The 13,089-nt window shown below is 65.8% G+C and carries 17 protein-coding genes; 11 read left to right on the top strand and 6 right to left on the bottom strand.

Going from position 1 to position 13,089, the window contains the following annotated elements:
- The first annotated feature begins 26 nt into the window (after positions 1–26).
- Positions 27–293 carry a DUF5827 family protein gene (locus DMP03_RS13155; protein WP_152121006.1) on the top strand — a complete coding sequence of 89 codons (267 nt, stop codon included), beginning with the start codon at positions 27–29 and terminating at the stop codon, positions 291–293.
- On the opposite strand, the gene DMP03_RS13150 is transcribed toward DMP03_RS13155, so the two are convergent.
- Positions 290–874 (bottom strand): MBL fold metallo-hydrolase, encoded by a 585-nt coding sequence (locus DMP03_RS13150; RefSeq protein WP_152121005.1) that lies wholly within the window; start codon positions 872–874, stop codon positions 290–292. The two genes, DMP03_RS13155 and DMP03_RS13150, sit on opposite strands and share 4 nt — an antisense overlap.
- Positions 875–904: 30 nt before the next feature.
- Positions 905–1,804, bottom strand: coding sequence for a DMT family transporter (locus DMP03_RS13145; RefSeq protein ID WP_152121004.1), 900 nt, complete (start codon positions 1,802–1,804; stop codon positions 905–907).
- 81 nt (positions 1,805–1,885) lie between these two features.
- Here DMP03_RS13145 and DMP03_RS13140 point away from each other — a divergent pair, with 81 nt between their 5' ends.
- Entirely contained in the window at positions 1,886–2,869 is a 984-nt protein-coding gene (locus DMP03_RS13140) for a presenilin family intramembrane aspartyl protease PSH (RefSeq protein WP_152121003.1), read from the top strand.
- Between the two features lie 398 nt (positions 2,870–3,267).
- Here DMP03_RS13140 and DMP03_RS13135 read toward each other — a convergent pair whose 3' ends face one another.
- Both DMP03_RS13135 and DMP03_RS13130 read right to left on the bottom strand, forming a co-directional pair.
- Positions 3,268–4,257 carry an ornithine cyclodeaminase family protein gene (locus tag DMP03_RS13135; RefSeq protein WP_152121002.1) on the bottom strand — a complete coding sequence of 330 codons (990 nt, stop codon included), beginning with the start codon at positions 4,255–4,257 and terminating at the stop codon, positions 3,268–3,270.
- Positions 4,258–4,304: 47 nt separating this feature from the next.
- Positions 4,305–4,700: a DUF3054 domain-containing protein gene (locus DMP03_RS13130; protein ID WP_152121001.1), complete on the bottom strand. Its 396-nt coding sequence runs from the start codon at positions 4,698–4,700 to the stop codon at positions 4,305–4,307.
- A gap of 65 nt (positions 4,701–4,765) precedes the next feature.
- On the opposite strand from DMP03_RS13130, the gene DMP03_RS13125 reads away from it, so the two are divergent.
- The 8 genes from DMP03_RS13125 to DMP03_RS13090 all read left to right on the top strand — a co-directional run bounded on the left by DMP03_RS13125 (position 4,766) and on the right by DMP03_RS13090 (position 11,184).
- Positions 4,766–5,296: a GNAT family N-acetyltransferase gene (locus DMP03_RS13125; RefSeq protein WP_152121000.1), complete on the top strand. Its 531-nt coding sequence runs from the start codon at positions 4,766–4,768 to the stop codon at positions 5,294–5,296.
- 39 nt (positions 5,297–5,335) lie between these two features.
- Positions 5,336–6,205: a DUF7260 family protein gene (locus tag DMP03_RS13120; RefSeq protein ID WP_152120999.1), complete on the top strand. Its 870-nt coding sequence runs from the start codon at positions 5,336–5,338 to the stop codon at positions 6,203–6,205.
- A gap of 51 nt (positions 6,206–6,256) precedes the next feature.
- Positions 6,257–7,240, top strand: a complete 984-nt coding sequence (gene fen, locus DMP03_RS13115) for a flap endonuclease-1 (protein WP_152120998.1) — start codon at positions 6,257–6,259, stop codon at positions 7,238–7,240.
- Between the two features lie 152 nt (positions 7,241–7,392).
- Positions 7,393–8,181 carry an enoyl-CoA hydratase/isomerase family protein gene (locus DMP03_RS13110; RefSeq protein WP_152120997.1) on the top strand — a complete coding sequence of 263 codons (789 nt, stop codon included), beginning with the start codon at positions 7,393–7,395 and terminating at the stop codon, positions 8,179–8,181.
- A 61-nt stretch (positions 8,182–8,242) separates the two neighbouring features.
- Positions 8,243–9,412: an acyl-CoA dehydrogenase family protein gene (locus DMP03_RS13105; RefSeq protein ID WP_235908797.1), complete on the top strand. Its 1,170-nt coding sequence runs from the start codon at positions 8,243–8,245 to the stop codon at positions 9,410–9,412.
- Between the two features lie 109 nt (positions 9,413–9,521).
- Positions 9,522–10,364, top strand: a complete 843-nt coding sequence (locus DMP03_RS13100; protein WP_152120996.1) for an alpha/beta fold hydrolase — start codon at positions 9,522–9,524, stop codon at positions 10,362–10,364.
- Between the two features lie 37 nt (positions 10,365–10,401).
- Complete coding sequence (locus DMP03_RS13095) at positions 10,402–10,917, top strand: winged helix-turn-helix domain-containing protein (RefSeq protein WP_152120995.1); 516 nt, start codon at positions 10,402–10,404, stop codon at positions 10,915–10,917.
- Between the two features lie 39 nt (positions 10,918–10,956).
- Positions 10,957–11,184, top strand: a complete 228-nt coding sequence (locus tag DMP03_RS13090; RefSeq protein ID WP_152120994.1) for a hypothetical protein — start codon at positions 10,957–10,959, stop codon at positions 11,182–11,184.
- 13 nt (positions 11,185–11,197) lie between these two features.
- Here DMP03_RS13090 and gatA read toward each other — a convergent pair whose 3' ends face one another.
- Together gatA and gatC are read right to left on the bottom strand one after the other, a co-directional pair.
- Positions 11,198–12,463 carry an Asp-tRNA(Asn)/Glu-tRNA(Gln) amidotransferase subunit GatA gene (gene gatA, locus DMP03_RS13085; protein ID WP_152120993.1) on the bottom strand — a complete coding sequence of 422 codons (1,266 nt, stop codon included), beginning with the start codon at positions 12,461–12,463 and terminating at the stop codon, positions 11,198–11,200.
- Positions 12,460–12,726 carry an Asp-tRNA(Asn)/Glu-tRNA(Gln) amidotransferase subunit GatC gene (gene gatC / locus DMP03_RS13080; RefSeq protein ID WP_152120992.1) on the bottom strand — a complete coding sequence of 89 codons (267 nt, stop codon included), beginning with the start codon at positions 12,724–12,726 and terminating at the stop codon, positions 12,460–12,462. The genes gatA and gatC overlap by 4 nt, the downstream gene beginning before the upstream one ends.
- Positions 12,727–12,874: 148 nt before the next feature.
- Between gatC and DMP03_RS13075 the strand changes: the two genes are divergently transcribed.
- Positions 12,875–13,089: TFIIB-type zinc ribbon-containing protein (locus tag DMP03_RS13075; RefSeq protein ID WP_328593032.1), on the top strand; the 215-nt coding region annotated here is incomplete at its 3' end.

Genomic DNA, 13,089 nt, shown 5'->3' with positions numbered 1-13,089 from the left:
GTACCCCGTCGCTCACAACCGCGGGTATGCCACGACCGAAGTCGACGTTCGATGACGTACGCGAGTTCGAGTTCCGCGAACCCGAGGAGGTGCTCGAGACCGACACGATGTACACCGTCTACGAAATCGCACGCCTGCTGCAGGGGGTCGACGTGGACCGCGAACTCGACGCCGCGACCGAAAGCGTGTTCCTCGACTGGGCGATTCCGTGGATGCTCGACAACGAAGCGCGGTTCTGTTTTGCCGAACCGAACGACGAGGAAAGTCCCGGCTTCTACGGCCTGCGCGACTAGCTCATCCGCGCGCTGCGGAGGGCAAGCTGGATGTGTTGGCGCGGCTCGCGGTCGACGACCGGGCCGTGGCCGGCGTAGAACGCCCGCAGCGAGTCGTCCGTCGCATCGAGCACGCGCTCGATACTCTCGATGAGCCGCGGGTGGTCACCCTCATCGAGGTCGGTTCGGCCGAAGCCGCCGTTGGCGAAGACGAGGTCGCCGGCGATGAGGTCCCCGCCGTCTTCGCGCAGGAAACAGAGGTGGTCGTTCTTGTGTCCAGGAGTGTGGAGCGCCCGGTACTCGCGGTCGCCGAGCGCGACCGTGGTGTCGTCTTCGATTTCGTGGTCGACGAGCTCGTGGTCGGGGTCGAATCCCCACACGTCAACGTCGAACCTCTCCGTGACGGCCTCGGTGTTACCGACGTGGTCGTGGTGGGTGTGCGTGAGGACGACGGCGTCGATCCCACCGGTTCGCGCCTCGATTTTCGAGACCACGTCGAACTCGTCGCCGGGGTCGACGAGGACTGTTCGCTTTCCGTCGACGAGGAAGACGTTGCTCGTGAACACCTGTTCGTCCGCGGCGAGATTCGTGATGTCGTGCATACCGGACAGAGATGACAGCCGCAGGAAAACCTACGGAAAGGCGAGCCTGCCGGCGACCTGTCGCCGCTTCACGACGAGGAAGCCGACGACCACGAGCGCGAAGCCGACCAGCGTCGTCTCGGAGAGCGATTCGTCCAACAGCAGGTAGCCGGTGAGCGCGGCAAAGGGCGGGATGACGTATTCGAGCAGCCCCATCGAGAACGGCCCGAGTTCGCGAAGGAGCACGAAGTAGAGCGTGAACCCTCCGACGCCCGCGACGACGGCCATGTAGCCGACGGCGAGGACCGCCCGTGGTTCGACCGTCGCACTTGCAATCCCACTCCTCGGAAGGAGGACGGTCGCGAGGTGGAGCGACACCGCGCCGATGAGATACATCCACGGCTGTGCGCCGACGGCGTCGAGAGTGGGCGACGCGCGGTCCGTGAACACCGCGCCGGCGGCGAAGGCGACCGCCGACCCGAAGACGAGTGCCGCCCCCCGTACGCTCTCGGTGAACGTCGTGAGGTCGGGGTCAGCGATGACGGTGACGCCGGCGAAGCCGACGAGCACGCCGACCACGTCGAGTGCGTGAATCGCCTCGTCGGTGCCGACCGCGCGCTGGAGCGCCGGCGTGACGACGGGAATCAGCCCGAGCAGGACCGACGCGACCGCACTGGTGACGTACTGCTGGCCGGCAAACAGCAGGGCGTGGTGGAGACCGACCGTCAGGAGTCCGCCGGCGACGACGTAGCACGCGTCGGCACCCGTCCGGGGTCGGAGGTCACGGCCGAGTCCGAGCGCGAGCGGGACCATCACCACGGTTGCAAAATAAAAGCGCAGACTGGCGAACAGCGTCGGCGAGAGATACTCGAGCCCGATGCGCGTGACGGGAAAAGCCGACCCCCAGACGACAGCGAGCAGGAGAAATAAGCCGGTGTGGCGGTCGACCATACCGTCGGTTCGCGTTGGCGGGGGAGTAGCTTGCGATACGCGTGTCGAAATCGCCTTCACGATGGTACCCGAGGTGAAGGTATGAATCGGACCGCCGTCGCGGTCGGGGGTATCGTCAGCCTGTTCGTGCTCGTGCAGGTGCTCGCGCTCGCGCTCGTGGCTCCCTTCGACGCAGCGGGGTATCAGGCGGTTCCCGACGGCCAGACCGACAATCCGCTCAACAGCATCATCTACGTCGCCGGCATCCTCGTCGCGACCGGGCTGATGTTGCTGGCCTTCCGCTACGACGCCGACCTCCTCGTGCGCGGCGTTATCGCCCTCAGCGCAACGTACATCTGTTATTACGTCTTCTCGGTTCTCTTCCCGCCGGTGACGGTCGCCGGGATTCCGGTGCTCGCGCTCGTCGCGGCGGTCGCGCTCGTCGCCGCGATGTTGCTCTACCCCGAGTGGTACGTCATCGACGCCGCGGGCGTGGTGATGGGCGGGGGCGCGGCCGGGCTGTTCGGTATCTCCTTCGGCGTCCTCCCGGCGGTCGTCCTGCTCACCATTCTCGCGGTGTACGACGCCATCTCCGTCTACGGCACCGAGCACATGCTCGACCTCGCTGACGGCGTGATGAATCTCCGACTCCCCGTGATTCTCGTCATGCCGCTGTCGCTGTCGTACTCCTTCATCGACGCGATGGACGCGACCGGAAACGAGGACGAGGAGCGCGAAGAGGCCGAGCGAGGGGCAGAGACAGCAGACGGGGAACGGGACGACGAGCGCGACGCCTTCTTCATCGGGCTCGGCGACGCGGTGATGCCGACCGTGCTCATCGCGAGTGCGGCCCACTTCAGTGACCTGCCGACGCTCGTGCCGGGGCTGGACGCACCGCTTCCGGCGGTGACGGCGGCGGTCGGGATGCTCGCCGGACTCCTCGTGTTGATGCGAATGGTCGCAGCCGGCCGTGCACACGCCGGTCTCCCGCTGCTCAACGGCGGGGCGATCGGGGGATACCTCCTCGGCGCGCTCGCTGCGGGCATCCCGCTCGTCGAAGCGCTGGGCGTGGCTCCGTACTTGTAAACGTCGAGCGCACCGACTCTGCTGTCGCTCTCGTCAGGACACCACGCCGGCGGAGCATTCAACAGGTCTACGACCGCCTCGTCTTCCCGACGCAACTCCGGCAGCGTCTCGGTGTCGAACAGCCCCGTCGCGCGGGTGCATCCCGGATGCGTCCGTCCCTCTCGCTCGATTTCAAGGTTGCCGTCGGTCCGGTGGCCGACGAACTGCGCCACCGGGAGCGGGACCGTCGACCCGTCTGCGAACGCGAACTCGACAGTTCGGGTGTACAGCAGGTCGGCGAGCGACACCGTCAGGTGTGTGACCGGCGAACCGTGTTAACCGTTGGCTCGTGTGCCGGACGACCCGGAGCCGCCACTCATCGGCCGGACTCCAGGTTCAACGCCACACCCCCGGATGCGTTACCGGAGTGCCTCGCTCGCCGGCGCGAACTCGAGTTCCTGGCCGAGACCCTGCTCGCTGGCGCGCTCGTAGAGCATGTAGCCAGCAGCGACCGTCTCGATGCCCGTCCCGCCGGAATCGAACAGCGTAATCTCCTCGTCGTCCTCGCGGCCGGCGGCGTGGTTGGCGAGGATCTCGCCGAGGTCCGCGTGGATGTGGTCGTCGTCGATAGCGCCCTCCTCGCGAGCCTGTAGGAACTCGCCGGAATCGGAGAACGCACGGGACCGCAGGTCCGGGACGTACTTTGCGTTCGCGACGATCTGGGTATCCACCTCGCGTACGGCGGGGTCGTACTGGCCCATGGCGGTGACGTGCATCCCCGGTTCGAGGAGGTCGCCGTCGAACACCGGCTTCGGCGCAGCGGTAGCCGTAACGACGATGTCCGACCCTTCGACGGCGGCGTCGGAGGAGGCGACCGCACCGACAGAGGCGTCGAGTTCGTCGTTCATGATCGCGGCGAAGCCCTCGCGGTTTTCGGGCGTGCGCGAGTAGACGTTCACCGTCTGGATGTCGCGGACCACGTCGAGCGCGCGGAGCTGCCCCTTCGCCTGCGGGCCGGAGCCGATGATCGCGACTGTGTCGGCATCCTCACGGGCGAGCGCGTCGGCTGCGACCCCGCCAACTGCCCCCGTCTTGTAGGGGTTCATCGCCGCACCGTCGATGAGCGCGAGCGGGTCACCGCTCTCGGCGTCGAACAGCGGGAGCATGAAGTGGGCGTCGCCGCCGCCGAAGCCGGCCGCGTAGGTGTATCCGCCCATCGCGCCCGTCTCCTCTAAGATGGCGAGATAGCTGGTCAGAAATCCGGGCGGCTCCTCGTTCGGGAGCTTCTGTCGCGGTTCGGCCGGACTGCCGCCGCCGACCTCGCGGTAGCCGTCGCGCACGACCGCGACGTAGTCGTCCATCGTCGCGAGCCCTCTTGTCTCGTCGCTCGTGAGAAACAGCGTTGACATACCCGTCGTTCACGGGGGATGCTCTTGGCTCTGGTGGCACCGGCCGATCAGACGACGTAGCTCGCGAGCGCGCGCCAGCCGCCGAGGAGAGTCCCGCCGAACAGCAGCGCCACGACGAAGAACGCCGGGTCAGCGCCGCCGGGAACGACCGACAGCGTCCGGACCGCCTGCGCGAACAGGTCGGCACCGAGCCAGCCAGCCGCGGCCCGGACGACGGCGGTGCGCGCGTCCGCGATGGCGTCGGCTCGGAACGTCCCGACGGCGACGCCCACCAGGAGCCAGCCGACGACGAACGGGGCTGCGACCTCGGGAATACGAGCGAGCAGGCTCCCGCCTTCCGGGTGTTGCATTGCACCCAGTGTCGCGAACAGCGCGATACACAGCAGGTCGCCGACCAACACGAGACCGACGCGGCGGTCGGTCGTGACGCCAGCACGGAACATACGCACAGTCGGAGCGGGGGCGGCTTAGTCGTCGCGCTTTTTCACGCTCGCATCCTCCCTCCGACGTGGAGTTCGAGACTCTTGGTGACGCGACCGGCGGCCCGCCCCTCCGACTCGACTGGCAGCGGTTCAGCTACGCCGGTAAGTTCGTCATGACGAACGCGGGGAAGGGCGTCTTCCGAGCGGGAGAGCCGGGCGACGGTGAGTTCGACGAATCCGTCGTCGCGGCGGTCGCATTCAACGAGGACCGGACCGGCGACCGGACCGTGTGGCTCCGGTACGTCACGGTTAGACAGGACCGTCGGGGGGAGGGGCTGGGCGCACGACTCTGTGAGCGTGTGAGCGACGAGCTGCTCGACAGCTACGACCGGGTCAAGATTGCCGTCAACAACCCCTTCGCGTACGAAGCACTCTACAAGGCCGGCTTCGGCTTCACCGGCGAGAGGACGGGAATCGCCGAGCTTGTCCTCGAGCGGCCACACGACACCGACGCGACGGCATATCGGGCGGGACTCGCTCGGTACCGTGAGCGCGACCTCTCCGGGGCGGAGCGGTCGTTTCTGGACGGTCGGTCGGAGCCGCCGGATGAACGATAGGGGGACTATTTGTAGGATGAGGTCATGTGATGAGCTATCATGGTCGGAACGGGAGCGAGTGTTTCATTCGGGGTGCAGGAGGTCGCGGATATCGGTGCCGTGCAGACGCCGTACGGGTCGGTCACCGTCGCGGCGCTGTTACAGCTCGTGTTCGTCGCAACGCTGTGTATCGTCGGAGCCGGCGGACTCTTCTCCTACATTGCCGCCGCACGGGTACTGTGTCGACGCGAACGGCAACGCGTCGCCGCGGAGCTGGAGGCCTTCGAGTCGTTCCAGTCGTATCTGCAGTCGAGTACGCCCGCCGCGTCGCCCGCGACGCCGGCCGACCCACAGCGGACGCTGGTCCAGCAGTCGAACGACAGCCTAGCCGCCGTCCGGGAGACGTTCGCCGAGACGGTGATGGCCGTCGACCACTACAAGGAGGACTACGACGAGACGCTGATCGAGCACGCACGCGCCGAACTGGGACCAGACGCGGGAGGCGCACTCGCGGAAGCCGACGCGTTCACGCCGGGACTCAGGTCGGTGCTCGTCGACCGGACGAACGCCGCCATCAGACAGCGAGAGCAGTTCCTCGCCGAGATGGACGCCGAAGCGGAGTCGTTGCGCGAGAGCGAGCGGAGACTCACCGATCCGGTCGCCGAGTCGGCCACACTGGTCGAGCCGCTTGACGACGAGTACCCGGCGCTCGAAGCCAGATGGCAGCGGTTCGGCACCGTCGAAGGCCACGTCGAACAGGTCGTCACCGACCGGTCGAGACACGCGACCGACGAGAACACGTCGGTCCCATCGTATCTCTACGAGTCGTTCCCGGTCCCCGACCCGGTGGTCGCCGACGCGAGCGCTGCCCTCGGCGTCATCCGCGACCGGCGCGCGCGGGTGACCGACGCGCTCACTCGCGCGAACTGAGTGGACAACCGAGACTGACAGCTTCAAGCCGCGGGCGGCCCGACGGTGGGTATGGGAAACGCGGACATTCGCTCGCTGGCGGCGCTCTCGGAGGTGGAGTTCGGTGACCTCGCGGGCAGCATCGTCGCCGTCGACGCGCACAACTGGCTGTACCGGTATCTGACGACAACGGTGAAGTTCACGCGCGACGGTGCGTACACGACGAGCGACGGACGAGAGGTGGCGAACCTCATCGGCGTCGTGCAGGGGTTACCGAAGTTCTTCGAGCACGACATCACGCCCGTCTTCGTCTTCGACGGCGGCGTCACGGAACTGAAGACCGACGAGGTGGACGAGCGGCGCGAGCAACGCGAGCGCTACGAAGCCGAGCTGGCAGAGGCGAAGGAGTCGGGCGAGGACTCGGCGCGCATCGCCACGCTCGAATCTCGGACCCAACGGCTGACCGACACTATCCACGAGACGACGCGCGGGCTGCTCGAGCGGCTGGACGTACCGATTATCGAAGCTCCCGCAGAAGGGGAGGCGCAGGCGGCGTACATGGCCCGGCAGGGACAGGTCGACTACGTCGGGAGCGAAGACTACGACGCGCTCCTGCTCGGTGCGCCGTACACGCTCCGACAGCTCACCTCCAAGGGAAACCCCGAGCTGATGGACTTCGAGGCGACGCTCGCCGAACATGACCTGACGTGGGAGCAGTTGGTCGACGTTGGCTTGCTGATGGGGACGGACTTCAACGACGGTATCGACGGCGTCGGCCCGAAGACGGCCGTGAAGCTGGTGCGCGAACACGGCGACCTGTGGGGGGCACTCGACGCCCGTGACGCCTACATCGACGGGGCCGAACTCATTCGTGAGCTGTTCTTGCACCCGGACGTGACCGACGACGCCGCATTCGATACGGACATCCACCCCGACATGGACGCGGCCCGGACGTACGTCACCGAGGAGTGGGAGGTGCCGGCCGACGAGGTGGCACGTGGCTTCGAACGCATCGAGGAGTCCCTCGTCCAAACCGGACTGGACCAGTGGGGGTAGCCCGGCTCGAACAGACCGGGCTAGCACAGTGGAGGTAGCTCGGATTCAGGCCTACCGGGGACAGGTGACTGGCGTCGCCGGATTCGGTGAGCGCTAACAGTGGAAACTCCTCATCGGGATAACTTTACAACGGCAGGCTCGCATCTGCGAGTATGAGTGACAAAGCAGTCCTCGTGGACGTGACGGACGGCGTCGCAACAGTGACCCTGAACCGCCCGGAGCGGCGCAACGCCTTGAGCGACGAGGTATCGAACGGAATCATCAGTGCCATCGACGAGCTCGAAGGCCGCGACGACGTGCGGTGTCTCGTCTTGACCGGCGCGGAGGGGACTTTCTGTGCCGGCGGCGACGTAAGCTCTATGGCGGCGTCCGACGACGACCAGCAGCTTCACGACGTGGTTCGCCACATCCAGGACGAGACCTCGCGCGTGATTCGACGGGTGTACGAGTTCCGGAAGCCGACGGTCGCGAAGCTCGACGGCGTCGCGTTCGGTGCCGGGGCGAATCTCGCTATCGCATGTGACTGTGTGGTCGCGAGCGAGCGAGCGCGCATCAGCTTCGGATTCAAGCAGGTCGGACTCGCGGTCGACACCGGCACGTCGTATCTGCTCCCGCGCATCGTCGGCGAGAACGTCGCGAAGGAACTCGTCTTCACTGGGGAGTTGGTCGACGCCGAGCGCGCGAGCGACCTCGGGCTGTTCAACCACGTGTACGAGTCGTTCGAAGAACAGGCGAGCGAGTTCATCCAGACCATCGCGGAGGGACCGACCGTCGCGCTCGAAACGTCGAAGCAGTCCATCGTACAGGGGTTCTCCCTGGACCTGAAGGCCGCACAGGACAACGAGGCGACGAATCAGGCGGCGGTCTTCGAGACCCACGACCACGCAGAGGGGGCGACGGCATTCATGGAGTCGCGCGAACCGGAGTTCGAGGGGCGATAGGAGCTAACAACGTTCGGCTTCGCCCGGAACATCTTTTACATCGTAATCCTATAACATTGGTATGGCATCACAGATGGCGGAAAGCGGTCAGGAGCAATTCCTGCTCGACGGTGCACACGAGGCCGTGCGCCGTGCCGTGCGTGAATTCGGCGAGGAGGAGATCGAGCCGGTCGCACAGGAGCACGACGAAAGCCACGAGTATCCACTGGAACTGCGCAAGCTCGCAGCCGACTACGACTTCGTCGCACCCTCAATCCCCGAGGAGTACGGTGGCGCTGGGATGGACCCCATCTCGCGGACCATCGTGACGGAGGAGCTGTGGCGAGCCGACCCCGGTATCGGCAGCGCGATTGGCTCGGCCGGCTTCGGTACGTCGATGATTCTGGAGTACGGCGACGAGTGGATGAAAGACGAGTGGCTGCCACAGATTACGGCCGGTGAGGCCGCTTCCTTCTCTGCGATTTCGGAGCCGGCACACGGCTCGAACGTCGCGGGCATCGAGACGGTCGCCGAGAAGGACGGCGACGAGTACGTCATCAACGGGAACAAGACGTGGATCACGAACGGCACCATCGCCGACGTGGGCGTCCTGATGGCGAAGACCTCCCCCGAGGAAGGTCACCGAGGTATCTCCGCGATTCTCGTCGAGAGCGACCGCGACGGCTTCTCGTCGACGAAGATCGACAACAAGCTCGGTATCCGCGCCTCTGACCTCGCGGAACTCCAGCTCAACGACGTGCGCGTCCCCGAAGAGAACATCATCGGTGAAGTTGACGAGGGCTTCTACCAGCTGATGGACTTCTTCGCCTCCGGTCGCGCGAGCGTCGCGGCACAGGCCGTCGGCGCGGCGCAGGCCGCCCTCGACGCGTCCATCGACTACGCCGGCGAGCGCGAGCAGTTCGGCCAGAAGATCAGCGAGTTCCAGGCCGTCAGCCACAAGATCGCCGACATGGCGACGAAGGTCGAGGCCGCACGCTCGCTCACCTACCGCGCGGCGAGTCAGGTCGCCGCCGGCAAGGACGACGAGGCCGTCAAGCTGGCGTCCATGGCGAAGTACTTCGCCTCCGAGAACGCCGTCGAGGTCGCAGACGACGCGATTCAGGTCCACGGTGGCGCGGGCTACGTGACCGACCACCCAGTCGAGCGCTACTACCGCGACGCCCGCATCACGAAGATTTACGAGGGCACCTCGGAGATTCAAAAGAACATCATCTCCGACCGGCTCCTCTAATCCGGCCACCGACTTCTCCGTTCTTTCACCCGCCGCGAGCGACCGCCATCGCTCGATTTCCGTCGCGGTGAGCGTCGCATATTTGTACTCCCCGCCGGAACGCCCGGGTATGACACAGACACACACCGAGTGGACCGACGCCCAGTCGTCGGCCACGGTCGACGTGGACGGACACGACGTGGAGATGGCCTACTACGAGGACGGCCCGGCCGACGCGACGCCGGTCGTGTTCGTGCACGGCGTTCCGACGTGGGGCTACCTGTGGGCGAAGGTCGCCCCCGAACTCGCAGGAGAGTTCCGCGTCATCGTCCCTGACATGGTCGGCTACGGCAACAGCGAGAACGGCGAGGGGTTCGACCGCTCGATTCGCGCACAGGAGCAGGCGCTCGACGGGCTGCTTGAGGCACTCGACATCGAAACGTTCCACCTCGTCGCCCACGACATCGGTGGCGGGGCCGCACTCCGGCTTGCCGCCCACCAGCCACACCGCGTCGAGCAGTTGGTCTGTTCGAACGTCGTCTGTTATGACTCCTGGCCCGTCGAGTTCGTCTCGACGATTGGTCTTCCGAAGACCGCCGGCATGGGCGACGAGGAACTCGACGCAAAGCTGGATTTCGCCTTCGCCGACGGAGCCTACGGCGAGGCCGACCCCGACTTCGTCGCCGGTATGAAGTACCCGTGGCTGGAGCGAGAGGGCGGCAAGCGCGCGCTCGCTCGGGCCGCGGTCGCGACGAACACGAACCACACGACGGAGATCACCTACGAGGATATCACGGCCGACCTGCTGTGTCTGTGGGCGGAGGCCGACCAGATGCAACAGGTGGAGTACGGAGAGCGACTCGTCGAGGACATCGGCGGCGAGATGATTCGGCTCGACGAGGCGTTCCACTGGGTGCCGGAAGACCGCGCGGAGACGTTCGCGAGTGAACTCGACGGGTTCCTCGAGCCGTGACCGAAACGGATAGACGCTCCCGCGTCGAGGGGTGGGTATGAGCGACGAGCCACCGGAGTGGGGGTTCAAAGAGCGCGACGTGCTCATCCTGCGTGAGCTGTCGCGCGACACCCAGTTGAGTTCACGCGACTTGGCGCGTATACTCGATGAGAAACACGGTATCGAGGTGAGCCACGTCACCGTCTCGGAGTCGATTCGCGGGATGCGCGAACAGGGCGTCTTCCGCGAGGCCGTCATCCCCAACGAGGAGTACTTCGTCTTCGGGCTGTTCGAGTTCAAGTTCAACACGGAGAACTTCGATGAGGGGTGGCGCGAGGCGATGGAGTATATCCGCGACTCGCCGAACACGCTCTTTTATTTCCTCTCCGACGGGGAGTACCAGTGGAAGTCGGTGATGATGTTTCCGACGCGGCCGGACGAGTCCTACTGGATTCACGAGTGTTACAAGCGCCACGGCGACGTGATTGCGAACATCAGAAACAGCGTCATCCACAACGTCTTGAAGTTCCGTACGGACCCCGAGATTCTGGCAACCCTCCACGAGGGAGAGTGAGGGCAGAGAAGCAATACGGACGCAGCCCCTCCTTCCTGTATGGCCGCGCGTGAGGAGCCACCGGCGAGGTGTCCGGTCTGTGAGACGATGTACGACTCCGTGTCCGTCCACGAGTCGGGACTGATGGTGAATCTACTGGACAACGAGCGCTACCGACGGGTCTGTTTCGAGCCTGCGACCCGGGGAGCCACCCCGATTATCCGGTTTTATCACCACACCCACGAGCAGGCCGACACCGAATCGACGGACGACGTGAGGACTGAGTAATCGAGGACGGGGGTCACTCGGCGGCGCTGGCGGTCCGGATAATCGTCCGCTCGTCGAACGCCTCGCCGACGAGCTGGAGGCCGACTGGTCCCTCCTCGGTCTCGCCGGCCGGCACGGAGATGGCGGGAAGGTTCGCGAGATTCGCCGGGACGGTGTTCGCGTCGGCGAGGTACATCTGCAGCGGGTCGTCTAAGCTCTCGCCGCGCTCGAACGGCGCGACGGGCATCGTCGGCGACGCGATGACATCGGCCGACTCGAACGCCTCGGCGAAGTCCTGTCGGACCCACGCGCGAGCGTCCTGTGCCTTCTTGTAGTACTTGTCGTGGTAGCCCGCCGAGAGGGCGTACGTTCCGAGTAGGATGCGACGCTTGACCTCCTCGCCGAAGCCCTCCTCGCGGACGGCAGCAAAGGAATCGTTCCAGTTCCCCTCGGCTTCGGTGTCGGGACCGTAGCGCACGCCGTCAAAGCGTGCGAGATTCGAGGACGCCTCGCTCATCGCGATGACGTAGTACGCCTGCACGGCGGTCTCGACCGAGGGCAGCGACACCTCGACGGTCTCTGCACCCTGCTCGCACAGCGAGTCGAGCGTCGCCTCGAACTGCTCGACGACGGCGTCGTCCGCTCCGTCGACAAGTTCGGTCGGGACGCCGACGGTGAGTCCGTCCACGTCGCCGTCGGCGGCGTCGGCGTACGTCGCGTCGGTCTCGCGGGTTGTCGCGTCGTGGGAATCATCGCCCGCAATCACCTCGAGCAGTTGTGCGGCCGACTCGACGGTCGGCGCGATGGGACCGATCTGTTCGAGGGAGTTGGCGTAGGCGACGAGCCCGTAGCGAGAGACCAGCCCGTAGGTGGGCTTGATTCCGACAACGCCACAGAAGGCGGCGGGACAGCGCACGGAGCCACCGGTGTCGGAGCCGAGCGCGAGGTCGGCCTCGCCGGCGGCGACAGCCGCAGCAGAGCCACCGGAGGAGCCACCGGGGACGCGCCCCGGCGCAGCGGGATTCTCGGTCGCGCCGAAGGCCGAGGTCTCGGTCGTGGTGCCCATGCCGAACTCGTCCATATTCGTCTTGCCGACGATGGTCGCGCCGGCGTCCTTGAGCTTGGAGACGACGGTCGCGTCGTACGGCGGAACGTACTCCTCGAGCATCGCGGACCCACAGGTGGTTCGGACGCCTTTCGTCGAGATGTTGTCCTTGACCGCGACGGTTTGCCCGTCGAGCGGGCCGGAGTCGTCGCTCTCGATGTCCGTACGGGTGATGAAGGCGTTCGTCTCGCTCATGAGACGGTCGGCCCCTCGAAGTAGCCGTCCTCGGTCTCGGGGGCGTTCTGGAGCGCCTCCTCCTGCGTGAGACCATCGCACACCTCGTCGGGACGGAAGACGTTCTCCAGTTCCTCGTCGCTCTCGACCTCCGGGACCGAATCCAGCGTCTCGAAGTAGGAGAGAATGTCGTCGAACTGGGCGGCGAACTGCTCGACTTCCTCGTCGTCGAGGTTCACACGCGCGAGCGACGCGACGTGTGTGACCGCATCGTGGTCGACCATGTGCGAAGGTTCCGACGACCGGCAGTAAGCGTTTCGGAGCGGCAGAGAACCGGAAAATGACTCCGTTCGGGGAGACACTTATGTGGCTGTCGCACGAACATAAACGTTGAGTAGACACGTTCTACCAGCGCGGCTGTTTCCCACAATCATGTCAGATAATATACGCAGACTCCAGCGCGCTCGCACGGACGACGAAACGACCGAAGAGGAATCCGACGCGGAGTCCGTCGACGAGGTGACCTGCCCGGAGTGTGGCGGTTCGCTCGCGACCGACACCGAGCACGGCGAGACCGTCTGTGAGGACTGTGGTCTCGTCATCGAGGAAGACAGCATAGATCGCGGGCCGGAGTGGCGCGCGTTCGA

The sequence above is a fragment of the Halosegnis rubeus genome (genome assembly GCF_009184545.1).
Classification (GTDB): Archaea; Halobacteriota; Halobacteria; order Halobacteriales; family Haloarculaceae; genus Halosegnis; species Halosegnis rubeus.
Note: the sequence above shows the minus strand (reverse complement) of the source record. Positions and strands in the feature narration are given on the sequence as shown.